The organism is Bacillus solimangrovi, assembly GCF_001742425.1.
GTDB lineage: Bacteria > Bacillota > Bacilli > Bacillales > Bacillaceae_N > Bacillus_AV > Bacillus_AV solimangrovi.
Genome location: NZ_MJEH01000033.1, coordinates 87,247 through 112,226, shown reverse-complemented (window position 1 = coordinate 112,226; position 24,980 = coordinate 87,247). Strand labels below are relative to the sequence as shown.

Below are 24,980 nucleotides of genomic sequence, written 5' to 3'. Positions count from 1 at the left end.
CCCCCTTTAAGACTGTTGGGTTAAGCTTTGGACTAAATAGTCAGCTTGTGAGTTATATTGTTGCATCGCCTTTTCCATGGCAGTGAATTCTCGCCAATAACGATCTTCGATTCTTATTAATTTCTCTTCAAAATCATAGATATCTTCTTCTAAACGAGTTAATTCTTTTCCAATTGTATATTGATCCAATACACTTGAATCCTTTCCCGCTCGTTCAGTAATTTTTGATTGGGCACTTTTGAGAGTATCTCTCATTCTATCAACAATACCTTTTTCCGCAGTAGCGTCACCATTTTTATTAAACAAGTCAAACACTGCATTTGGGTTTTCTTCAAGCGCCTTCCTTAGTCGCTCTTCTCCCGTTAAGCGTTCTTCACCACGAATTTCTGGGTCTAGCAACAACTTTCCACCTTCAAGATAGTCTTTCGATGTAACAATTCCAATCGCGGTAAGATTGTCAAGTAAATTACCTAATCCATCCACTGGTTGATACGTAGCGGCTCGCAACTCATTTAACGTATTTGATAAAATAGAATCATTCCTTAATAGACCACTTTTCGACTTTTCCTCCCACTGCTCAATTTGCTTTTCTGATAAGGATTCACGTTCTTCATCAGTTAACGGCTTATAGTCTCGATAAAGTTCTTCCTCTACTTTCCCTTGCATCTTATCGATCAGCTGATTGTATTTATCCATAAACTCGATTATCTTGTCAAACATTGCATCAACATCTGTCTTCGCATCAACTGTTATAGCCTGCCCAGAGCTAAACTCTGATTTAAGCGTATACTCTATTCCATCAATCTGAAAATTATTTGATGCTTTTTCTGTCTCTATACCGTTAATAATGAGTCTTGCATTCTCACCATTCGACTTAATATTGTCATTAATAAAGACATTCTCTCTTGTAGATCCCACTTCTCCTATGTCTGTTCCTGAACGAGCACCAACAAAACCTAATTGATCTAAAACACTCGCTGTCAATTCATCTGTTGCTTCGATAGACATTATCTCGCTACTAGCATCGACAATGAATTCAACTTTATTATCCTTAGATAAATTGACTGAAAAACCGAGGGATGCATCATTAAGATCCTTTATTACACTATCCAATTCTTCTGTTTCATTAATATTAACTGTCTTAGTCGTTACTGTCCCATCTTCAGCAGTTATTTCGAATGATAGTGAATTGGATTCTATCTTAAAAGGTTCAACTGCTTGCTGTTTGGCTGTAAAAACTGTCGCTGCATCTTCCCCATTATAACCCAATTCCTTCCCACTAGTCGCCATAGAAAAACCAAGTTCTTTCATAAAATCCGCTGTTTCGGTATCATTTATCATTAACTGAGCACCTGATCCCGTATCTTTTGATGATACGACGACTTGGTCAGTGAACTCATCATGATAAAAAGAAATTCCTAATGAAGATTGATTGAGATTCCTCATAACATCTTGAAATGTATCTGTCTCTTTTACCTCAATGTCTACAGTTGAAAATGACGTTTCACCTGGTTTCTTATAATCAAATGATATCGTTCTTGCCGTACCACTTACATAACTTACGGTTTCAGGTGCTGTCCATCTAGTTGCCGTAGCTAGATTATGGACTTTATCAAATGTCATATTTGCATTTGATGTAGGACCAACTGCTTTCACACCAACTAAGCTATCGTTTGAACTCGTTACTTTCGACTTGAGAAAATCTCTCTCCAACGCCATATTCTTAAAAAGATAATCATCGAATTCGAAAAGCGCTTTATTAATCTCTCGATAGTCATCACGTTTCCATTCTAATGTTTGCTTTTCTTGCTCATAACGTATTAATGGTAGCCGTTCCACGTCCATTAGCTGTTTAACAATACTATCCGTATCCAAGCCACTCGCAATTCCTGAAAATCGTATGTTATTCATTATGCTCCCCCTCTTTCATTCTTCATCCATTACTCATAATATCGGTTGTTACAAACTGAAGCTTTAGCACAAAAAAAGAGCATTTCTGCTCTTATATTTTTTGGTCAACGATTGTTCCAAAATATTTCAAAATTCCACCTAAAATATCTAAGTATTGTTCTCTTGGAATTTCACTTAGCACTTCATCAGAACTTTGATCAACGATTTGAACGAAATACTCATTTGTTTCTTCATGATGGCGATATTTTAAATACGTGTACTTCGTATCAAATGAAATCAATTCATTTTTTTGATGGGTATGTTCTTTTTCTGGTGATGAGTTTTCTACTTCATTGTTCATTTTTTGTTTATCTTCTACTTGCTCTGTTTGTGTATCCATAAACTTTAAATCATTTCCTTGAAATGTACGTGTATTACTACTAACATCAACAGCCGTGCTGATAACCACCATAAACACCACCTTTTGATATATTTGTATATTTAATATATCGGCATTTCTCTTTAAAATTTTGATATAATACAAAAATATCTAATAATCCTTCAAAATATAAACGCTACTAAAGTTATTTTCACAATATCTTTATCATTCTTATTTTAATTCATTAGCAGTTGTGTTAGATTATCTTCAAGTTCTGCTCTCCACCTTTTGAACGAAGGCAATAATGTAAATTGCATCACTTGCTGTAGTTGTGCGTAATCGTTTTCTTCATAGAAGTTCACAATTAGATCAAATGCTTTCCGCAATTCATTAGAACTTTTAATCTCTTCTTTAACATTTAAATTATTGTATGAATTTTCGATCGTTGCAAATGCATGAATCACATCATGAAACAACATCATCGATTCTTCATAGCGCATTTGTTGATATTGATGCTGTATATGCTTTAAGCCAATTTCGCATGTCTCTAATAATTCTGTAATTTTATTCATTACTTTTATATTCTTCTCCATATGAATACTCCCCGACTCATTTATTAGTGATGATATTAACTGTACAATCATACTGACTATTTTTTGCGTGTAATTTGTTCTCTCATTATTCTTATTTCTTCCTTTAACTGCTGTATTTCTTTTTCTAAGCTTTCTCCATAATTTTCTTTCTCATCTTGAGAAGCTGGTCTTGGTAATAATCCGATAAAACGAGCTAATGTAATAATTGTCATGAACAGACCTATAACCGCCTGTACAAAAATAATTAAATGTCCTATATGCTGTATACTTGACATGCTGTTAGCACCAAACGTAACCATTGTTAGGAAACTAAACAATAACGTATCTGTTATTGTGCCTTTTGAAATGAGAATATTTAAATGTTCAGACATAATCATATAGGATGTAGCGAACCAAAAGATAACCTCAACATAGTTATGTAATAGTAAAATGACTAATCTTCGATAACTTCTTACCGAATATCCTGCATTTTGATACGGGTCAAACAATAGAACATTAACTTGATATACGGTTATTTCTAATATACGAATAAAACTATATAATAATATTGTAAAGGCAATCCATAATGGAACTTCCATTGATTTAGTAATGATCATTGAACTTAATGATGCAATTAAATTGAACATTACCCATATTTCAACAAAAAGATGTGACCCCCTTAAACCCGGAATCATCCTAACATATTCAAACACAGAAATATATCTTAACAGATGAAATACCTTTTCCCAGAAAGATATAATTATAGAACCTTGCAATTAGATCCCCCTTTTATAACATAAAAATTAGAGTCAGTGTTACTCTTATATACATCCATAACAATTGAATTAATTCATGTACAAACTTTTCAAAAAAAGAACTCTAGCAATGCTAGAGTTCTTTTCCTTACATCTATTAACGTAATAATTGAAGTACACCTTGTGGGTTTTGGTTCGCTTTTGCAAGCATTGCTTGAGAAGCTTGAGCAAGGATACTTTCTTTCGTTTGGTTCATCATTTCCTTCGCCATATCTACGTCACGGATACGAGATTCCGCAGCAGTTAAGTTTTCAGAAGCCGTTCCTAAGTTATTGATTGTGTGCTCTAAACGGTTTTGGAATGCACCAAGTTTAGAACGCTCTGCAGATACTGTTTCAATTGCATTATTAATTACAGAGATGCCAGTTTCAGCACCTTGCTGTGAAGAAATATCGATAGATGATAATGAAAGTGATTGTACACTCATTTCGTTAATGTCCACTTTCATCGTTTGACCTTGGTTAGCGCCAATGTGGAATGATAATGAACTATCAACTTTGCTATCATCTGCAGCTTGAGTTTCTGAATACGAGCTTAATTTATTTGCAAAGTTTCCAGCAATCTCTGTAGAATCTGCAGCAGATACTTGTGCAGTTAATGTAAGGTTAGACAGAGCAAATGCTTCACCTTGTTGACCTGTAATTTGTAATTGACCATCAGAATCAACTGTTACATTAGCTGTTCCACCAATTGTATCACGAATTGAATCTGCTAAATCTTGAAGAGTATTTGTTCCAGTTACGGCAAATGTGCCAGTTTTTTCTTCGCCACCAACGATAACACTGATGTTAATTTGGTTACCTGATTGAAGACCTAAGTTGTTACCAGATCCATCACCTAAAGAAACTAATCGAGTAGTTGCTCCAGCTGTTTCTGTAGCATCTGCTCCTCCTACAGAAGAACCAGCGTTGAATGTGGCTGCGAAAGTCTGTGACTTTCCTGCAACAGAAGAGCTTGCAAAAGTACCAGATGCAGATGCTAAGTCGTTAGTTGAACCAGCAGCAAGTGAAACAGCTCCTAAACTACTTTTAATAATTAAATCTGTATCTCCCGTAGCTTCAAATGTAACAGAAACTGCACCAGCTCCAAATTTATCATCGAATGCAGCTTGCAAAGCATCAACAGTCTCTTGATTTTCCCCTACTGTATCACCGTCAGACATTCCATAATTTGTTAAATCAATCGTTTCTGCAGTACGAGCACCTAATTTAATGTCTAAACTAGTTTCACCAGCAGTAACATTAATATTTCCAGCTGTAAGAGCATATGCAGCTGTGCTATCTGTAATTGCACTTGAGAAACCTAGCTGACCTGCAGAGATATTACTAACTGCAGTTACTGCAACCCCACTATTCATTCCTGTACTTGCTGAAATAAAAGATAATTTGTTATCACTTGTTAACTCAGCAGTAACTTTACCTGCTAGATTTGCATTATTACCAATCGCATCGTTAACAGCAGTAACTAGATCTTCTCTTGATGTATATTGGCCTTGTGCTATAGTAATAGCTTGAGCACCAGCACCATCTACATTTAGATTAATTTGATCATTAACACCTGTAGAAATGGTTGTTGTAGCTTGAAGAGCATTGGCTCCAGTACCCGTCCCTTGTGTAGCTGTACCATCTAATTGAATAGACTCTAATTTTGTAGCTTTAGATAATCCAGCTTTTTCTAAGCTACCATCGAATAATGTCTTTGTATTGAATTCAGTTGTTCCAGAAATACGATCGATTTCATCTTTAAGTTGTGAAATCTCTTTTTGCATTTCTTCACGGTCAGGATCTGTCGCTGTATCATTTGATGATTGAACAGCTAGTTCACGCATACGTTGAAGAATTGAGTGTGTTTCTTGTAAAGCACCTTCAGCAGTTTGAATAAGAGAGATACCATCTTGCGCGTTACGGCTAGCTTGATCCAATCCACGTACTTGTGCACGCATTTTTTCAGAGATTGCTAAACCTGCTGCGTCATCTCCTGCACGATTAATACGAAGACCTGATGATAATTTCTCCATTGAATTCGCATTCGCTTTGTTTGCATTACCCATTTGACGATATGTGTTCATTGCCGATAAATTATGATTAATAATCATGTGTTATTCCTCCTTGAGATCCATTTCCCACATCCATGTGGTTATTATAGTTTCATAGTGTTAGCCTCGGCCGTAGGTCTAACACTAGTTCACTTACAGTTACTATATCGGTACTTTTGCTCTATTTTTTAGCTTTCTTTACTTATTTTTTAAAATTTTTTTGGAATTGATTAAATGCTTCGATTGATGTGAGTGCCGCGGCTTTATTTTCTGCTTGAATTGATAGATAGACTTCTTTCCGATGAATATCAATATGCTTTGGGGCTTTAATACCAAGCTTCACTTGTTCGCCATCAACCGCTAACACTTCAACTTCAATTTCATCACCAATTTTAATTGATTCATTTCGTTTTCTCGTTAGAACAAGCATGCTTAGCCCTCCTTCGATAGTGAAGATACGGTTTGAAATAATAGATGTTTCGTCAAATATTTCTCATCAATCAACACAACCTGCTTCGCATGTTTCGTCTTTGTATTAACAATTATCGGTGCTTGTAGATTTGCTGTTGTACGCTCAAACGGTTCAGCGATCGTAAGAATGACAAAAACTTGCACATCTTGTTTATCATTTATGTTTAGTTGCCTAATCACACTGTCTGATAGTTTGAACTCATACGCTTGATTGAATTCGAACGGATTTATTACAACAAATGTTAAATCAGGGGTATTTATGGATTGCAACGCATAGAAGGGTGCATCCGTAGACATTTGCATGAATGCAAATTCTTTCTCATCTTCAAAGCTTGGAATCCCTTCTTCAAATGTCCAGATGTTCTCTGTAGCAACTTCCTGTTCACCAAGATATTTCGTTTGAATAATCATTTTCGCACCACTTTTCAATATTGATAATCGACTTTTCCACCAACAACATTGAAGGAAATTGACGATTTCGCTTTCAAATAAACGTCAGTCTGCCACTTGGGTATTTCTATAATCGGATACTGCGGTTTAATAGATATATTCGGTGTATAACTTTGTACCTTCACTTGAAACTCTCCACGTTCAAAATGATGCTTCACATCTGTTGTACTTTTTGGAACGTATCCGATTTGAAAGCCTCTCGTCGGATAAAGGACACTATCTTCAGCTGCGATTGACACAATTGGATTGCCTTCATTTTCAATACGCATCAGCTTAGTGCCTTCTTGTGCAGCCTTCGCAGTAGCTTGCAATGCTGCTTGTTCTCCCTTTTGAGCCCACTCCTGTATGCGTTCGAAGATGTGCTTCACATCGGCTTGGGCAAATGCCGCAGATTGATCGATAGAAAGTTTCCCAAATTCATTAACGATCTCAATTTCAGGCAGTGGTTGGTTAATGTCTATGATTGCTTTCGGCTGTCTCATCGTCATTTGGGGTCTTGATTGTCTAATTCCGATTTCAGCTTGTGTTTGTTGGATTTGAATCTTTGGCAAGTTCAACATCATCCACCTCTCTCAGCAACACCACATCATCATTAGTTAATTTTCATAAAAATTAGATTGAAAGAAAGAGCTGTCTATAATGACAGCTCCTTATCTGAGAAAATCCATTAACGTCGGTTGAATAATACGTGCACCTGCTGCTAATGCAACTCGATGAAGACTCTCTTGTGTTTGCAGGTCCATGATTGCCTTCTCGAAATCAATATCTTCATTTTCTGAAACGGTTTTTTTCGCAACAATTTCCTGAGTTGACAAACGTGCTTCTACCATCTCAATACGATTTTGTCTCGCTCCCAATTCTGCTCTCGTATTAACAACACCATTTAATACGTCATCAATTTGATCGAGTGATTCATCTAGATCACTTGCTTCTGTAGTCGTATTAACGAGCATCTTCTCAATAGATGTCATCAGTCCAAACATTTCTTGTGAAAAAGCTTCTTGTGCACGAACATTAATTGGAATTGTAACGCCCTTCATCACTTCAATTTCTACATCCTGTGTATTCCTAGACACAGCATCTTGGCTCGTGAAAACCAATTGATCTGAACTGATCGATTCATTCACTTCAAAAGGAGTACTACTCCCGTTTGGTAATTCTTCAAATGTATGAACGATTTCATCTGATGCGCGATCGATCGTAATTCTTTGACTATCAGGAGCTTCAAACGTAAATTCTGTCCCACTCACTTCTTTAAACGAATAAGGTTTTCCTTGATATGTCATCACATACTGATTCCCATTGCCTAAGTCAAGATCCGTTGCAAATTCTCCATATTCAATATCCATGAAAGCCTCGTTAATTGGGGATTCACTCGTATTCGTTCCGTTAAAAATATATTTATTTCCAACCTTCGTATCTGCTATATCCGCAAGATGCTGCTTTAATTGGTTAATTTCCTTTGCAATATTCGCTCGATCTTCTTCTGTATAACTATCGTTAGCCGCTTGTGTCACGAGCTCACGAACTCGATTGAGGATGTCACCTGCTTCTCCCAACGCTTGATCAGCATTGTCCATCCATGAATATCCTTCAGTTAAGTTACGTTGAAATTGTTCAATTTCTACAACCTCACTGCGATATCGCATTCCTTTCATTGCAACAACTGGGTCATCTGAAGGTTTCGTAATTTTCTTTCCTGTATTGAGTTGATCTTGAACTTTCCCTAACCGTTCATAGTTATTACTTATATACGTTAAGTTACTATTTGTTAGCATTGATTGTGTTACACGCATCCGTTACTCACCATCCTTATCTACCTACACGGCCCATTCCGTTAATGATCGTATCTAACATTTCATCAACAGCCGTTATATTTCGAGCTGCCGCATTATAGGCATGCTGGAACTTAATCATATTTGTCATTTCTTCATCTAATGAGACACTACTCGTTGACATGCGACGATTATCAACAGAATCTTTTAATGATTGAGTCACATCTAACATACGGTTTGATTCTGAAGCATTTACACCCATATCACCAATAATACCTTGATAGAAAGAATGAACCGTCGTTAAGATGCCGTCATAGTTGATAACATCATCTTTCGCATCTGCAAGTGCAAGTGCATTTGAGCCATTTCCAACAAATGCATCATCGACAGCTTGATTGCCTTCTGCTGCGAACGTAAATGTCCATGTCTGAATACCTGTATTATCATCGGCAATTGTTACATTCGATACATCAATTTTCACACCGTACAGTTCTACTTCGTTTGAGCTTGAAGTAACTAATGGAAATCCATCGATTGCTGGTGTATTCGGATCCATATCAATTTCTTTTCCTTTATTATCCAATGGTATAACCGTATATATCCATTGATTTGTCGATTCATCATACGATGCATCGATTTGAATTTTTTCTGCATTTGCTGGCAAATCAGTTTGTCCTGTAGAATTAGCACCGCTACTTGCAAGCCTATCATACACACCTGTAACACCTGGGTTACCAACAGTGCCTACCTCTACGTTATCACGCACCATCGCACCTGCAAGCACATTACCTTCCGCAGCAGCTGCAATATTATCCGTATCTTCAATAATCGCTGCCGATACTTTTATATTTGCTGCAGCACCTTTCGGGTTATCTTTTGTCGGCATTACACTTCCTGCGTAATCGAAAAAGTTCTTTTTCGATTGATTGCCATTTTCGATATCATTAATGCTCCACCCTGATTGGTGAATGAGGTTGAAATGATTAGCAAAAGAAAATGCCATCTCATCAAGGTCGGCCATCATTTCAGGATATAACCCTTTCACCTGTTCATCTCCACTCTTTCGATTGGTAGGTGTAGGGTCATCTATGTAGCCATACCCCTCGATGAATGCCTTCAACTTCCCATTCGAATCAAAGCTATTGAAGCTATTAAGTTCAAAAGTTCCAGTTGCAGAGTCTGGATCGACAATACCTTCAAAACGAGATGATTTCTCATCTAATTGAAAAAATTTAATTTGCTGAACAGGACTATCTTCATCTGCTCTATTTTCATACTGAACACTCACACCTGTTGCTGTAAGTGATCGTGCATCGATTAACTTGATCTGTCTTCCATTATCATCGGTTAAAATCTTACCTGTCCTATCTACCAAAAAGACGTCATACAATCCTTCAGCACCACCCGCAGCATTACCTCCGCTTGCTACTGAAACAGTCTTAATATCAACGAGACTAGATAGCTCATCAACTAAGCGATCACGCTCATCGTATAAGTCATTTGGTAAATAACCATGTGGCTCAACAGCACCGATCTCTTTATTCACTTGGTTAATTTGACGAAGTATTGAATTAATTGCAGATTCTGTTACGCCAATTTCATTTCGATAATCTTTCTGAATTGATTTAAGGGAATCATACATATAATTAAATGTATCTGCTAATGCAACCCCTTGCTCTTTAACAACTTTTCTTGCGCCTACATCTTGAGGCTGCACCGCTAAATCTTGCAACGCATTCCAAAACTGATCCATCATATTCGCTAAACCTTCCTCAGAAGGTTCACTCATGACATCTTCCATTTGGGATAACACTTGGCTCCTCGCTTCCCAATAGCCATTCTTTGCACTTTCACCACGAAATTGCATATCTAGAAATCCGTCTCGCATACGTTGAATATCACCAACTTGTACACCTGTCCCAATTTGCCCAGGAATATTCGGTGTATTAAAAGCTGGGGTTGGATACGGTTCCGTTTGCGTAAAATTCACTCTTTGACGTGTGTAACCTGGTGTATTCGCATTTGCGATATTATGACCTGTTGTATATAGTGCCGCCTGCTGACTACTCAATGCACGCATAGCAGTCTCTAATCCATGAAAAGTTGAAGTCACTCTTATTCCTCCGTTCGTTACGCTTTCGAATCAAAAATGAAGCGCCCTTGATTAACATTCCGATCCACTTTTGTCGGGCTTTCATAATTAAATTCATCTGGTTCAGGTAATAGCATATCAATCGAAAAATTAACAAATTGCAAAGAATGCTGTATAAGTTGCTGATTCAGATCATTTTGTCGTTTTAGTTGAGACAGTAGTGCTGACAATTGTTCAAACAAACGCTGTAGAGTTTCAGCACTCTCCTTTGGAACAAAACGCATACAAGTTGTAAGTGTTCTCTCATCTGATTTGCCATCTAGTAACTCATCAACAGCCTGTGTACGTGCCTTATCAATTTGACGAACCGCTTGTACATATTTTGTTTCAACCTTGACTAATTGTTGCAATTCTTCTAATTCATTATTTTTAATAAGCTCTGTTTTCTTTTCTGCGATTTTAAATAACTGTTCATGTAACTTGATTAACTTTTGTAATGATTCGACTAAAATTCCGATGGACAAACTATACGCCCCTCTTTCTCCTTATTCCGTCCAAAAATCATACATTTTTTGTGCAATTTTATGTGGATGAACTTCATAATCTCCAGATTGAACTTTTTCTTTTATCGCTTTTATCTTCTCATCACGTTCAGTTTGAATTGAGCTTTCCTTCTGCAGTTCCTTCGCTTCTGAAGATATCTTTACTTCATCTTTCTTTTTCTCTGCTTTTAATGATTCTTGAAACTCCTGTTGCTTCTGATAAGGGTTCATTCTCATTGAGTTAATACGATTAATGTTCATATTAGACCTCCTTTTCTTTTTTCGTTTAAATTCAAGATATACCTATATTCATAGAGATAATTCTATTTATAATTAACGGAGCTATTCATGTCATTTAGACTAATATAACTACAAAACCGATACTACTCTAACTATAGTATCGGCATCTTATAGATATTTTTAATTATTTTTTTCGTCTGATTTTCTCATCAACCATAGAATAATACGTGTGTTGTTTTTCTGTTGCTTCTTTTCTTTCACTCTCACGTTTATAACGATGCAAATCATCCTTAATGGTTCTCACGCACTCTACACACATTTCACCTTCCCGAATGATTGTTCCACAACGTTTACATCCATATCCAACGTTAGGAAACTGTGTTGTTCTTAGACGACCTTCCTTCACGAATCTCATAATTGTTTCTTCTGCTACACCTGTGTCTGTATGAATTTGCTGAATCGTCGCACTACGATTTTCTTTCTTACGAATATATTTATAAACAATATCAAATTGTTTATCTTCCTCTCGTCTACAGGTTTCACAAATCCCACTAAGGTTTTGTACAAATAATCGATCGCACTTCGGGCAATTTGCCAATTCCGCCATGTTATATCCCCCCATCACGATTCTTTTCTTTTATTATACTATATCGACAAATTCTAGGTAAGCTGAAGCATAGCCCACTTTCTTAACTACGAATAAGTGTAAAGGATCGAATACGTTTCGATGTGTGAGGTGATAAGGTTTTCGCAGCATGACGAAGGGTTGTTCCTGTTGTATAGATATCATCTATTAAGACGATATGTTTGTCTTGTAGACTGTGTAGCTCAGAGGTAAGAGAAAATGGGGAACTCGTATGTATACGTTCTTCTCTTGACTTTTGACTTTGCTTCTCTTCACTTTCAGTTCGTTTTAACAAATTAACTATCGGATAATCTAGCAGTTCAGCAAGTGCGGCCGATTGATTAAATCCTCGTTCATAGAGGCGCTTTTCACTTAAGGGGATTGGAACAAGATATAGATCGTTATCTTTATAGTGTTTAGAAAAAGTACTTAAGAGACTCTGTCTAAATGCTTCAATTACTACATAATCTCCTCGAAACTTCCATTGGTTCACAACATTTTTCATAAATTCATTGTATTCGAATACTGAAACATTTTGCGCCAACATCCCTGTCCATTGACTAGATTCTTCCCACCTTTGACAGTCATAACATACTCCATCTACGTAGTAATCAGCTGATAATGAGTTTACGGGGCGACTACATTTTATACATGTTTCTTCAGTGATAGGGACTAAATTACTCTTACACTTATCACACAACTTCTCTTGTTTCTCGTTGAAGACATAATATCGCCATGAAAGCTTCAGAAGAATTCCATTATCGCAAATTGGACAATAATTTTTTGAAGAAAAAGCTAATGGACCAATAAATGCGTTTATGACAACTCCCTCCTTATTTTAAATCTATTAAACCCTTTTCACTCGCTTCTCTATTCATTCGTTCAATTTGCCTCCTCGCCTTCACCATTTCATTCGTTATTCCGTAATGAAAGAAGGTTACAACGCCTGTTGGAAACTTAGGGCTTCTACCCACTCGTCCAGCTATTTGAACGAGTGCACTTTCAGTAAAAATGTTATCTTCTGCTCCTAACACAGCCACATCAATATTCGGAACAGTGATACCACGTTCAAGAATTGTAGTTGTGACGAGAATCATAATCTCTTGATTTCGAAATCGTTCAACCTTCTCTTTCCGATTCCGATCTTCTGCATGTACCCCTGTAACAGAACGATCCAGCTCACTTATTAATATGACAACTTGTTCTAGCGTACGAATATGAGGGACAAACAACAGAACTTGTTTGTTCTTGTCGATTCGTTCACTAAGCCATGAAACGAAAACATAAGGTAAAAGTTCTTTCTCTAAAGCTTTTTGCCAATTCCCACACCATTTAAAATTTGGTACTGGTAGTGGATGACGATGATAACGAGCAGGGATAGTAATAATGTCGAGATCTTCTGACTGAAGAAGTTGTTTATCTGGGGTTGCAGTGAGGTAAATGAGCGAAGAATCTATTTTTCTAGATTGGTTGAGAGCATACTGGAGCATCGGTTCAACTCGATATGGGAACGCATCAACTTCATCAAGGATCATCACCTCAAAGGTACGGTAATAGCGAAGTAACTGATGAGTTGTTGAAATCATTAATTGTCCATTACGTTCCTTATCTTTACTATTTCCATAGAGTGATACGACCTCAACAGTCGGAAAAGCTTTTTTCAATCTTGGTGCAAGTTCAAGTACAACATCTGTTCTCGGTGTCGCAATGCAAATGGTCAAGCCTTGATTTAATGCATATTCAATTCCGCTAAACAAGACCTCAGTTTTCCCCGAACCACATACCGCCCATACGAGTAACTGTTTTTTCTCTTGAATCGCTTCTACTACTTTGTTTGAAGCAGTTTGCTGACCTGTTGATAAAGTTAAGAGAGAATCGCAATGATGATTGTTCTGAATGTGTGTAGTTTCCTCACCGCACCAACTTATTAGCATCGTACAAGCATTAACCCTACCCATAACGAGGCACTTTCGACAATACATACACTCTTTCTTACACCTAACACAAGGCATCCGTGCAAATAAATGCTGATCATGGTTGCCGCAACGTTGACATTGAAACTCATTATTATTTTTAATAAGCCCTTTTTGATATCGAATAAATCCATTTAGATAATGGTCATGAATGACTTGAATTTCGAAGGGAATGAGGTTAATTGGAAGTCGTTTATGTTGAAGAAATTGTTGTAGAGGTTGAACATAAGGATAGTTTTTATTTTTGGGGAGCGTTTCATTGAAAGTACACTCAGAAATCGGCAACATATCAATCAATGATTGCGCCAGTGCTTCAGGAACAATTATAGGCTTACCTGTATATAGTTGCTCACTATATAACATCGCATCACTCCTTATAAGTTGTTCCCCCATCATTGTGACGGGGGAACAGCAATTGTTTTATTCTTCGTACCAACCGACACCCATTGCACCTTCACCGAGGTGTGTACCAATCACTGGGCCAAAATAGCTTATCGTAACATCAACATGTGGATATTCTTGTTCGATTTGTTGAATGATGTCTTTTGCGGCTTCTTCACGATTTGCATGAAACACAACTGCCTTCATCGGAACTTTTTTCTCTGCCACTTCACTGAACAGAGAATAAATGCGTTTTAATGCCTTCTTAGATGTACGAATTTTTTCAAATGGTACTATTTTTTTATCTACGAAATGTAGAACTGGTTTTACTTGAAGGAGACTGCCAACAAATGCCTGTGCACCGTTTAAACGACCACCTCTTTGTAAGTGTGACAAGTCATCAGCCATGAAGTATGCACTCATCGTTTTCTTCATTTCATCTAAACGCTTTATAATCTCTTCTGGATGTTTACCGGCTTGTGCCATCTTAGCTGCTTCAATCACATAATACCCTTGTAACATACAACTCAGTTCCGAGTCGTAAGCATACACGTCCAAGCCTTCGACCATTTCCCCAGCTGTAATCGCACCTTGGAATGTACCGCTTATACCGCTTGAAAGGTGTATAGATATGACCGCATCATGATCTTTTGCTAGTTTCTCATACGTTTCTACCACATAACCTGTTGATGGCTGTGATGTCTTCGGTAATGCATCTACTTCTTTGATCTTTTTGTAAAATTGATCAGTCGTAATATCGATTCCCTCTTGATACGACTCATCACCGAAAATTACATTTAACGGCGTAATATGTATGTTTAATTGTTGGCATAATTCTTCTGGAATATAGGCTGTACTATCCGTTACGACAGCTGTTTTCATTATAAAACCTACCTTTACGAACAAATTCATTGCTATTTTCTATTTTACCTAATTTTGCTTACAATTGCATGTAAACTGTCAATAAAACTACAAAAATAAGAAAATGCCCAATAGCATTGAATCCATAGGCACTTGTTGAAAGAATAGAAATATATTATGATTCAATAGTTTCGAGTGTAATCAGTTCTAAGTTATAGATGAACTAGTCATCTGCACAAAGCCTCTTATGTGTAAATATTAATAAGCAGCCCTTGAATTTCTCCTACTGAATTCAGTATATCTAACTGCTGTTTCTCCTTATTTAACACTTCATTTGTTAGATCAATCAACTTCTGATCGACTGTTTTGACAATCTTATATATTTTTGTACGTCCACGACGGTTAAACCCTCGGCGCTCTTCAAGGTTTAATCCGAATTCAACCGCATCTTCCATGAAATCTTTAACAAGCTTCTTATATTTACGAAACTCTTCAACCGTACGATTCTCAGATAATGTTTTCCCTTGTTTTTCAATGTCTTTCATCATAGCAGAGAGTTTTTCATACGTTTTTTCATCTCTACCTTTTTGCATAACTTCTTGGAAGCTTACCTTTTCTGACACACCTTGCTTTTTCTGGTTCACTTTATTTAGTCCAGCTTTATTGATCTTCTGTACATCCATGCTATACCCGCCTTTAGCATTTTACATTATTGTATCATATGGTAAAAAAAGAGATAAGACCAACTAGATCCTATCTCTCAGTAATTAACTATTAACCTTGAAGTAATTGAAGTACACCTTGAGGTAATTGATTTGCTTGCGCAAGCATCGCTTGTGCTGATTGGTTAAGGATGTTATTTCTCGTAAACTCTGTCATTTCAAGAGCCATATCTGCATCTCGAATTCGAGACTCAGATGCCGTTAAGTTCTCATGAGTTGTCTGCACGTTATTAATTGTGTGTTCCAGACGATTTTGAGTAGCACCGAGCTTTGCACGAACCGAAGAAACGATATTCAATGCCTCTTCTAATTGAAAGATTGCAGCACTTGCAGAATCGTGACTTCGTACATCAATATCTTCAATACCTAATTTAACTGTACTCAACTGTGGAACATCAATATTTACGTTTTGACCAGTATTAGCACCTATTTGGAATGCTAATGATTTATTCGTTAGATCAAATTGAGATTCACCCTCACGAACATTCAATCCAAATTCTATTTCTAATCCACCGTGCTGGATGACACCATTTCTCGTCGTGATTTCTTTTTCAAATGTAATTGGAGTTTCTGTACCATCTGCAGCAACTGAAGAGACTCCAACTTTCATCTCAGCTTCAATTTGAACTCTCGCTGTACCAGCTTGAGTAATCTTAGTTGTATCAATATTAATTGTTCTACCATTTTCCATACCAACCGTTTCAATTCCACCAGTTGCTCCAATTTCTGCAGCAATTTCACCTATTGAAAAACCATCTGGATCGAGAACTTGGATACTTGCACTCTTAATCCCATTATCATCTTCCTGAAAGTCGGTTACTTGAATTGTGTATTCACCAAACGGAAGGTCATTCGTTATATCAAATCTACTTGTACCTAACGTTGCAGATGGGTTAAATGTAGTATCAAATTTCGATCCATTTATAAGACCACCTGAAGTAGTAGCAGTATTTGTTTCAATTGATGCATTTTTTATTGTACCATCTGGATTAAGTTCATGAATCTCATATTCAATGTCTGCTTCTACTTCGATTGTTGCTGTACCATCATTTGATATATTGCTTAAATCAAGTGTAACAGCTCGAGTACCTGAACCAAATTCAACCGAAGCCTGACCTGCTGCTCCAACTGCGATTCCTGCTTTTGCCTCAATTAACGTTTCATCTGGTGAATAGACAGCAATGTCAGCTGTACCATTAGTACTATTGTAGTTTGATATTGAAATACTAAATTCTCCATAAGGAAGTTCTGTAGTTAAAACATCTGAATAAAATCCACCGGCAGTTTTAACTCCTGTATTACTAGCATCTGTTATAGTAGCATTACTTTGAATTTCGATTGTTGCTGTACCATCTGCTGCTACTTGGCTTAAATCCAAGTTAATAGCTGCAGTAGTACCAGAACCAAATTCAACCGAACTTTGACCTGCTGTTGCTCCAACTGCGACTCCTGATTTTTTCTCGATTAACGTTCCATCTGGTGATTTTACTTCGATGTCAGCTTTCATAGTTGCTCCACTTCCAGTTAGGCCTGAAACCGTGACACTATATTCCCCATAAATAACCGATGTTGTTGAAGAGTCTGAATAAAACCCACCAGTTGCAATATCAATCCCTGTAGTGGAAGGATCTGTTACAACTGTCTTATGTTGAGTAATCGACTTAACATTAAGCTGGTATGAACCTGGTGAATTTGCTAAAGTAGAATCTGTCACTTTTGGAGCCTGCTGCATATTTGTATTTTTTGCTTCATTATCTTGGAAAACCGCTTCAAGGTTAACGCCTAATACAGAAGATTCACTTACACCTGCCCCAGGTTGATTTAACTTATACTGATATTCAGGCGTGCTATTAATTTGAATTTCATAACGTCCTGATTCCATTGATGGATCAATTACTGTAGGCACATTCTTAATATTCGTTTTAGCGATTTCTCCTGTTACAAATTGTGTATCAGCCGCACTTGAACCGTCTAATAACTTTCTTGTATTAAATTCTGTTTTTTCAGAAATGCTATCAATTTCTGTTAATAGTTGATCAATTTCCTTTTGAATGTGCTCGCGATCCGATTTTGTATTCGTATCATTCGCTGCTTGTACAGCTAGTTCACGCATACGTTGAATCATTGAGTGAACTTCTGTTAATGCCCCTTCTGCTGTTTGCATTAATGAAATCCCATCTAGTGCATTTCGCTCAGCTACTTTTAAACCTCTAATTTGCGAACGCATCTTTTCAGAGATTGCTAATCCAGCTGCATCATCAGCTGCACGATTAATCCGAAGACCAGATGATAATTTCTCTAAGTTCTTTGATGTACTCATTTGATTTTGATATAAGTTACGATATGCATTTAACGCTTGAATATTATGATTAATTCTCATTATTATAGTCTCCTTTTATAATCAATTATCTACTAATACATTCTTTTCATAAGCCATCGTTTTTTGTCTGTTTAATTTCGGAATTGGTGTATTCTTTTTTTGTAACGCTTCATTCCATGTTCTCGCAATTTCTTGAAGATTCTCTCTTACTTCTTCTATTAACTTAATATCTTTGTTGTAATTTGCCTCTATTAATTTATCAGCCATATAGTTATACAGTGCGTCTAACTGATCAGCGATAATTCCTGCTTCATAGTTAATTCCAGCACCTAATCTATGTAAGATTTCATTTGCTTTTTGCAAATGATTATTTGCAGCAACAAAATTTTTATCTTTTATTTCATCGATTGCCTGATCCAAGTTCGTTAAACAAGCTTCATACAATAAAGCAGTTAGTTCTTGAGGAGATTTCTTATGTAAAGCTTCCTCAGTAAAAAGGTTTGACATGTATGGGCCACCCCTATCAATTTTTCATCTGTTATTATTATCGGCACAAATATACAACTGTTTACCTTTTTCTAATAGTTTCGATCCATTTCTTCAATAAGCAGTAAAATTTCTGCCATTACTTGATACAGTTGTGGTGGAACGTTATCACCTAAGTCCATATCTAACAAGTTTTCAACAAGTGTTGGGTCTTCCTGCATATGAATATTATTTTGCTTAGCAAGCTCAATAATTTGATTGGCAACTTTCCCTTTACCTTGAGCGACAACTTGAGGACCGCCGCCGTTCTCTTCATCATATTTAATAACGGCTGCTGTCGGACCATTCATATCACGACGTTGCTTCTGATTAAAATGCTTAGAAACTCTCATATTTTAAAGTCCATTCCTTCCTCAGTAAAGATTGGGATGAATGAATTTTCATTACTTTCCAATGATTCATCACCAGTTGTTTTCTTAAGTTCTGTACTTAATTGGGCGAACTTAATATCACTAACGTTATAACCGACTTCTTTCAACTTCTCTTTCGTTAATTCAGCAATTGGTGATACTTTTGCAGCAAAGCCTGGCTGATTATTCTTAATTGTGATAGACAAATTTCGTTCGTTTGCATTCAACATAATACCAACTTCACCTAGTCTAGGCGTATCAATTAGAAAATAAAGATTGCAATTTTCCCAATCAACTTGTTCCCCTTCATTACGGGAATTCACATACACTTGCAAATCAGATATGTGTTGGTCTAGCAATATCGGTAACTGGAATAACATCGTTTGTAAATTTGATCCTGAGTCAGGCTTACTAAGCAGTTGCTGACCTGTTAAGTTATTTAATGCTTGCTCTATGTGTGATGTCGGTTTACCTTGTTCCGAACCATCTCCACGCATGAGCTGCATAAGTACTGCCTTCATATTTTTTTGATTTTGTTGTTGGTCTGATGCTCCACTATCGTTTTGATTAAAGACAAGTGAACGCGCTAAGTCACTATCATGGTTCAAACCCATTGAACGTACCGTCTCAAATATTTGACGGGCAGATGGTTCTTGTCGTACTAATCCTCGAGACGTATCTTCAAGTTGTTGTAATAATTGTTGTTGTGGTGTTCGAACCTCTAACCTTTCCGACTCTTGCGTAATAAAACGTTGCACCTTCGTATCAGATGGCTGGAATTTAATCTTATCTATCAAACCTTTCACATCTTGAACAATCCTGTGTGCTTCAACGTGATTTCCTTTTTGAAGAAGCTTCTTTGCTTCTGCTAACTGTCCACTTGCTTGCATTAATTGCTTCTCTGTTTTCATATCGGTTAGAAGCATCATATCACTTTTTAAAATTGCATTATCTAATTTGCTAATGGTCGTTTCAAGTATTTGTTTCACTTGTGGATAAGCACTTTTTTTATACTGCTGAATGAGCCGTTGAATATTATCTAGTTTTTTAGAAATATCTCGCTTAAGTTCACGGAATTGATTCGTTGCTTCTGCCAGCTTTTTTGTAACACGATCAACAATCATTTCTTTTGCTTTAAAATTAATACTCGTTTGAAAAGCTTCATCTAATACATACTGTTGCGCCTCTGTTGTCTGCTGAGCATTTGCCATTGCTACCTTCTGTTCTTGTGAGCTTAATGACTTCTCTACTTCATTTATCGTGTTCATCATTTCTTGACGAGCTGCCAATTCACGGCCCTTTTGTTGAAATTCAGTTGACTTTGTAAGTGCCTGTTGTAACTTTTCAATTATTTGAGGTTCAAATTTTACCGATTCAATTCCTTCTTTTAATTGAGAAAGTCCTTGTTGAACACTCGGTTCTTTCTGGAACTGCTTACTTAATTCTTTTAATAGTTCGCTTGGAAGTTTATCAGTTGGTTTTGTTGAATTAGTTTCCATAGCAATCGACTGTTCAACTAAACTATTCGTTTTATTTATATTTTCACTCTTTGCTACTTCTTGTTCGATTTGGATAAGAGTATTCGACAAGCGTAAACGTGCTGTCGTCTCCCGTCCAGATTTTTGTAGCTGCTCTGCTTCTATTAATGCTTTTTCTACTTTTTGTGTGACTTCTCGATTGATTTCGCGATTATTCACTACTTGATTACGTACGCTTTCCACTGCTTTTTCTAACTTCGGTTCACTTTGCACTTGTTCACGTGTTTGACGGATTGTTTCACTTGGGCGTGACTCTGTCGGTTGTGATGATTGTTGCATGCGTGATTCTACTTTCACCTGCTCAGCTTCCGCTTGCTTCAATGCCTGTGTGATCCGGTCTCGTCCTGCTTGTTCTCTTCCCATACGCTGGAGCTGTTCTGCTTCTCTTAATGCTTTCTCTACTTTTTGGACGACTTCTCGATTGATTTCACGATTAATCACTACTTGGGTTCTTACTCGTTCCACTGCTTTTTCAAACTTCGGTTCGCTTTGAACTTGTTCACGTGTTTGACGAATCGTTTCACTTGGGCGTGACTCTATCGGTTGTGATGATTGTTGCGTGCGTGATTCTACTTTCACCTGCTCAACTTCCGCTTGTTTCAACGCCTGTGTGATCTGGTCTCGTCCTGCTTGTTCTCTTCCCATGCGCTGGAGTTGTTCCGCTTCTTTCAATGCTTTCTCTACTTTTTGTGCAACTTCTCGATTGATTTCACGATTATTCACTACTTGATTTCGTACTCGTTCCACTGCTTTTTGAAAGTTGGGTTCACTTTGCACTTGTTCACGTGTTTGACGGATTGTTTCACTTGGACGTGACTCTATCGGTTGTGATGATTGCGAACGTGCTTCCACCTTCACCTGTTCAACTTCCACTTGCTTCAATGCCTGTGTGATCCGGTCTCGTCCTGATTGCTCTCTTCCCATGCGTTGGAGCTGTTCCGCTTCTTTCAATGCTTTTTCTACTTTTTGCGATACTTCTCGATTGATTTCTCGGTTGTTCACTACTTCAGACCGCACTCGATCCATTATTTTTTCAAACTTCGGTTCGCTTTGTACTAGTTCACGTGTTTGACGGATTGTTTCACTTGGGCGTGACTCTGTCGAATGTGGTGATTGTTGCGTGCGTGATTCTACTTTCACCTGCTCGACTTCCGCTTGCTTCAACGCTTGCGTGATTCGCTCTCGACCTGCTTGCTCTCGTCCCAATCGCTGAAGTTGTTCCGCTTCTCTTAATGCTTTCTCTACTTTTTGGACGACTTCTCGATTGATTTCACGATTGTTCACAACTTCAGACCGCACTCGATCCATTATTTTTTCAAACTTCGGTTCACTTTGTACTAGTTCACGTGTTTGACGGATTGTTTCACTTAGGCGTGACTCTACCGGTTGTGTTGGTTGTGATGTTTGTTGCGTGCGTGATTCTACTTTCACCTGCTCGACTTCCGCTTGCTTCAACGCCTGCGTGATCCGGTCTCGTCCTGATTGCTCTCTTCCCATGCGCTGGAGCTGTTCCGCTTCTTTCAATGCTTTTTCTACTTTTTGCGATACATCTCGATTAATTTCGAGATTATTCACTACTTGATTTCGGACTCGTTCCACTGCTTTTTGAAAATTTGGTTCTCTTTGCACTTGTTCACGTGTTTGATGGATTGCTTCGCTTGGACGTGACTCTATCGGTTGTGATGATTGTTGCAAACGTGCGTCCACCTTCACTTGTTCAACTTCCGCTTGTTTTAACGCTTGCATGATTCTCTCTCGACCTGCTTGTTCTCTTCCCATACGCTGAAGTTGTTCTGCTTCTTTCAATGCTTTTTCTACTTTTTGGGCGACTTCTCGATTGATCTCGCGATTATTTACTACTTGATTACGTACGCTTTCCACTGCTTTTTCAAACTTCGGTTCGCTTTGCATCTGCTCACGTGTTTGACGGATTGTTTCACTTGGACGTGACTCTATCGGTTGTGTTGGTTGTGATGTTTGTTGCGTGCGTGATTCTACTTTTACCTGTTCAACCTCGGCTTGCTTCAAAGCCTGTGTGATTCTCTCTCGTCCTGCTTGCTCTCGTCCCAATCGCTGAAGTTGTTCTGCTTCTTTCAATGCTTTTTCTACTTTTTGGGCGACTTCTCGATTGATCTCGCGATTATTCACTACTTGATTTCGTACTCGTTCCACTGCTTTTTGAAAATTTGGTTCGCTTTGCATCTGCTCACGTGTTTGACGGATCGTTTCACTTGGTCGTAACTCTATTGATTGTGATGTTTGTTGCGAACGCGCTTCCATCTTCACCTGTTCAACCTCGGCTTGCTTCAAAGCCTGTGTGATTCTCTCTCGTCCTGCTTGTTCTCGACCCATGCGCTGGAGTTGTTCCGCTTCTTTCAATGCTTTTTCTACTTTTTGCGATACTTCTCGATTGATTTCTCGGTTGTTCACTACTTGATCACGGACTCGATCCACCGCTTTTTGTAAGTTGGGTTCACTTTGTACTTGCTCACGCGTTTGACGAATCAATTCACTTGGGCGAGATTCATTTGATAAGCTTGTCCGTTGAGTACGTGCTTCAGTACGAACTTGCTCGATCTGATTTTGTGATGACGGTTGCTGTGTTCGATTACCTTGAAGCTGTTTCAATTCGTTTTCGACATCTTTCAACACATTCACAATTTGTTGTTTTGCTTCTGAATACTTACCCGCTTGCTGAAGTTGTTTTGCTTGTTGCATTGCTTTCTCTATCTTCTCTACTTGTTCTTTTGGTAACTTTCCCTGTGATAATAATTCATCGCGTACTTGTTGAACTGCCTTTGTTAGTATTGGTGTCTTCTCTACTTGCTGTCGAACTTGTGTAACTAACTTATCAAGTTGATTTGAAATCTCTTTCGGGCTTTTAGAGATATCAAATTCAGGATCAATTGATTTTGCTAATTCAGTTAAAATTTGATTTAATGGCTTTCCATTTAACACTTCATGAATTGGTCTAAGATGATTTTGTGTAACTTCCAATCGTTTACTTGCTAACGCCTGCACAGTTTTCAACTTTTGCTCAGCTGTACCATTTGATTGTTCGAAGAAAGTCTTTAACTCTTGAACAGACTCTTTCGTCATCGGTATGCCCTTATCTAATAAAATTTGAACAGCTTGCTTAAGTTCATGTGGCGCCGAACTACTAGCACCCGCACTTTGAAGTAGCTTTGTCGCTTCGGCTGATTGAGAAACTGCTGATGTCGTATTCCTACTTGGTACTTCCTTCACTTGAATTGAATTATCACCTTTACCTGTAACTTGGAGCATGATACGCTCTTCAGCCGGGATCTTTCCTTCAAATGTCGCACGGACTTCTTTACCCCGAATTGTCACAACAGCTTCTTTATCAGAAATACGCTCTTTTATTTGCGCATGATATTGTTCACCTTTTTTTAATTCTAATGATTGTTCAGTCATTGCATTTTGCTTAGCAGTCGTCTGTTGCTGACCGATTTGAACTTGCATCACTTCACACTCCCACGTTCAATACATTCATGTTCTTTATATCGGTTAACATTCTATTATCTTAATGTGTCATTTTCTCATCACAAACAAAAAAAACAACTACCTAGGATATACTAGATAGTTGTTTACATACGTCAATGAATAATGAGTTCATTCTTATAAGACTTGTACCCAACCGTTCTTTATAGCAACAACAACTGCTTGTGTACGGTCGTTTACGTTCATTTTTTGTAAAATGTTACTCACATGATTTTTAACTGTTTTTTCACTAATAAATAGGGTTTCACCAATTCCACGGTTACTCTTCCCATCTGCTAGAAGTTGAAGTACCTCGCACTCACGTCTCGTTAAGATGTGCAACGGCTTACGATACTCAATATCTGCTAACGAATTACTAGAAGGTTTTTGTTCACCTGATGCAAGTCGACGATATTCATTCACAAGATTATGAGTTACTTTAGGGTGTAAATATGAACCACCATCAGCAACTACTTTGACTGCTTCAATCAAGGCATCAGCATCCATCTCTTTTAATAAATATCCGCTTGCACCTGTTTTCAATGCATGTGTAACATAGCTTTCATCATCATGAATCGACAATATTAATATTTTCATTTCAGGGTACTTGTCAATTAAACGGCGTGTTGCTTCTACACCATTAATATTCGGCATGTTAATATCCATAATAATAACATCTGGTTCGTATTGTTCAACAAGACTAACAGCTTCTGTTCCATCGTCTCCTTCAGCTACTACTTCAAAATCCTTTTCAAAATCTAAAATTCGCTTTACTCCCTCGCGGAATAGTTGATGATCGTCAATAATGATAATACGTGTAGACAACTAAATCCCTCCTGTTTCTCTCTCTTTTATCTACTACATAACTTTTATTAAATTTAACTCATTATATCATTAAGTTA

Annotated in this window: 20 protein-coding genes and 4 pseudogenes; all 24 read right to left on the bottom strand. The window is 37.5% G+C overall.

What is annotated here, in order from left to right:
- Positions 1-6: 6 nt before the first annotated feature.
- The 24 genes and pseudogenes from fliD to BFG57_RS11990 all read right to left on the bottom strand — a co-directional run bounded on the left by fliD (position 7) and on the right by BFG57_RS11990 (position 24,903).
- Positions 7-1,911, bottom strand: coding sequence for a flagellar filament capping protein FliD (gene fliD / locus BFG57_RS12095; protein ID WP_069717748.1), 1,905 nt, complete (start codon positions 1,909-1,911; stop codon positions 7-9).
- 91 nt (positions 1,912-2,002) lie between these two features.
- The gene (locus tag BFG57_RS12090) at positions 2,003-2,359 is read right to left on the bottom strand and encodes a flagellar protein FlaG (protein WP_175428340.1); all 357 of its coding nucleotides are present in this window, start codon (positions 2,357-2,359) and stop codon (positions 2,003-2,005) included.
- A 146-nt stretch (positions 2,360-2,505) separates the two neighbouring features.
- Positions 2,506-2,862 carry a DUF8042 domain-containing protein gene (locus BFG57_RS12085; RefSeq protein WP_069717746.1) on the bottom strand — a complete coding sequence of 119 codons (357 nt, stop codon included), beginning with the start codon at positions 2,860-2,862 and terminating at the stop codon, positions 2,506-2,508.
- A gap of 56 nt (positions 2,863-2,918) precedes the next feature.
- Complete coding sequence (locus BFG57_RS12080; protein ID WP_139125134.1) at positions 2,919-3,488, bottom strand: GAT domain-containing protein; 570 nt, start codon at positions 3,486-3,488, stop codon at positions 2,919-2,921.
- A 265-nt stretch (positions 3,489-3,753) separates the two neighbouring features.
- Positions 3,754-4,008: pseudogene (locus tag BFG57_RS19660) on the bottom strand (flagellin); the annotation flags it as partial.
- Between the two features lie 1,386 nt (positions 4,009-5,394).
- Positions 5,395-5,706: pseudogene (locus tag BFG57_RS19655) on the bottom strand (flagellin N-terminal helical domain-containing protein); the annotation flags it as partial.
- A gap of 187 nt (positions 5,707-5,893) precedes the next feature.
- Positions 5,894-6,121 (bottom strand): carbon storage regulator CsrA, encoded by a 228-nt coding sequence (gene csrA, locus BFG57_RS12070; RefSeq protein WP_069717743.1) that lies wholly within the window; start codon positions 6,119-6,121, stop codon positions 5,894-5,896.
- Positions 6,122-6,123: 2 nt separating this feature from the next.
- On the bottom strand, positions 6,124-6,573 hold the full coding sequence (gene fliW, locus BFG57_RS12065) for a flagellar assembly protein FliW (RefSeq protein WP_069717835.1): 450 nt from the start codon (positions 6,571-6,573) through the stop codon (positions 6,124-6,126).
- 14 nt (positions 6,574-6,587) lie between these two features.
- Positions 6,588-7,169 carry a DUF6470 family protein gene (locus BFG57_RS12060; protein WP_069717742.1) on the bottom strand — a complete coding sequence of 194 codons (582 nt, stop codon included), beginning with the start codon at positions 7,167-7,169 and terminating at the stop codon, positions 6,588-6,590.
- 93 nt (positions 7,170-7,262) lie between these two features.
- A complete protein-coding gene (gene flgL, locus BFG57_RS12055) occupies positions 7,263-8,408 on the bottom strand; it encodes a flagellar hook-associated protein FlgL (protein ID WP_069717741.1) in 1,146 nt (381 codons plus the stop codon).
- Positions 8,409-8,424: 16 nt separating this feature from the next.
- Entirely contained in the window at positions 8,425-10,500 is a 2,076-nt protein-coding gene (gene flgK, locus BFG57_RS12050) for a flagellar hook-associated protein FlgK (protein WP_069717740.1), read from the bottom strand.
- 17 nt (positions 10,501-10,517) lie between these two features.
- Entirely contained in the window at positions 10,518-11,003 is a 486-nt protein-coding gene (locus BFG57_RS12045; RefSeq protein WP_069717739.1) for a flagellar protein FlgN, read from the bottom strand.
- Positions 11,004-11,024: 21 nt separating this feature from the next.
- Complete coding sequence (flgM, locus tag BFG57_RS12040; RefSeq protein WP_069717738.1) at positions 11,025-11,282, bottom strand: flagellar biosynthesis anti-sigma factor FlgM; 258 nt, start codon at positions 11,280-11,282, stop codon at positions 11,025-11,027.
- Between the two features lie 163 nt (positions 11,283-11,445).
- A complete protein-coding gene (locus BFG57_RS12035; protein ID WP_069717737.1) occupies positions 11,446-11,868 on the bottom strand; it encodes a TIGR03826 family flagellar region protein in 423 nt (140 codons plus the stop codon).
- Positions 11,869-11,950: 82 nt separating this feature from the next.
- Positions 11,951-12,655: a ComF family protein gene (locus BFG57_RS12030; protein ID WP_069717736.1), complete on the bottom strand. Its 705-nt coding sequence runs from the start codon at positions 12,653-12,655 to the stop codon at positions 11,951-11,953.
- A gap of 64 nt (positions 12,656-12,719) precedes the next feature.
- A complete protein-coding gene (locus BFG57_RS12025) occupies positions 12,720-14,252 on the bottom strand; it encodes an ATP-dependent helicase ComFA (RefSeq protein ID WP_245676749.1) in 1,533 nt (510 codons plus the stop codon).
- A 27-nt stretch (positions 14,253-14,279) separates the two neighbouring features.
- Positions 14,280-15,122, bottom strand: coding sequence for a DegV family protein (locus BFG57_RS12020; protein ID WP_069717734.1), 843 nt, complete (start codon positions 15,120-15,122; stop codon positions 14,280-14,282).
- A 224-nt stretch (positions 15,123-15,346) separates the two neighbouring features.
- Positions 15,347-15,784: a YaaR family protein gene (locus tag BFG57_RS12015; RefSeq protein ID WP_069717733.1), complete on the bottom strand. Its 438-nt coding sequence runs from the start codon at positions 15,782-15,784 to the stop codon at positions 15,347-15,349.
- Positions 15,785-15,875: 91 nt separating this feature from the next.
- Positions 15,876-16,127 (bottom strand): annotated as a pseudogene (locus BFG57_RS19650) (flagellin); the annotation flags it as partial.
- A 1,716-nt stretch (positions 16,128-17,843) separates the two neighbouring features.
- Positions 17,844-18,143: pseudogene (locus BFG57_RS19645) on the bottom strand (flagellin N-terminal helical domain-containing protein); the annotation flags it as partial.
- Positions 18,144-18,224: 81 nt separating this feature from the next.
- Positions 18,225-18,650, bottom strand: coding sequence for a flagellar export chaperone FliS (fliS, locus tag BFG57_RS12005; protein WP_069717732.1), 426 nt, complete (start codon positions 18,648-18,650; stop codon positions 18,225-18,227).
- A gap of 71 nt (positions 18,651-18,721) precedes the next feature.
- Positions 18,722-19,021 carry an EscU/YscU/HrcU family type III secretion system export apparatus switch protein gene (locus BFG57_RS12000; RefSeq protein ID WP_069717731.1) on the bottom strand — a complete coding sequence of 100 codons (300 nt, stop codon included), beginning with the start codon at positions 19,019-19,021 and terminating at the stop codon, positions 18,722-18,724.
- The gene (locus BFG57_RS11995; protein WP_069717730.1) at positions 19,018-24,060 is read right to left on the bottom strand and encodes a hypothetical protein; all 5,043 of its coding nucleotides are present in this window, start codon (positions 24,058-24,060) and stop codon (positions 19,018-19,020) included. The genes BFG57_RS12000 and BFG57_RS11995 overlap by 4 nt, the downstream gene beginning before the upstream one ends.
- Before the next feature lie 156 nt (positions 24,061-24,216).
- On the bottom strand, positions 24,217-24,903 hold the full coding sequence (locus tag BFG57_RS11990; protein ID WP_069717729.1) for a response regulator: 687 nt from the start codon (positions 24,901-24,903) through the stop codon (positions 24,217-24,219).
- Positions 24,904-24,980: the final 77 nt, after the last annotated feature.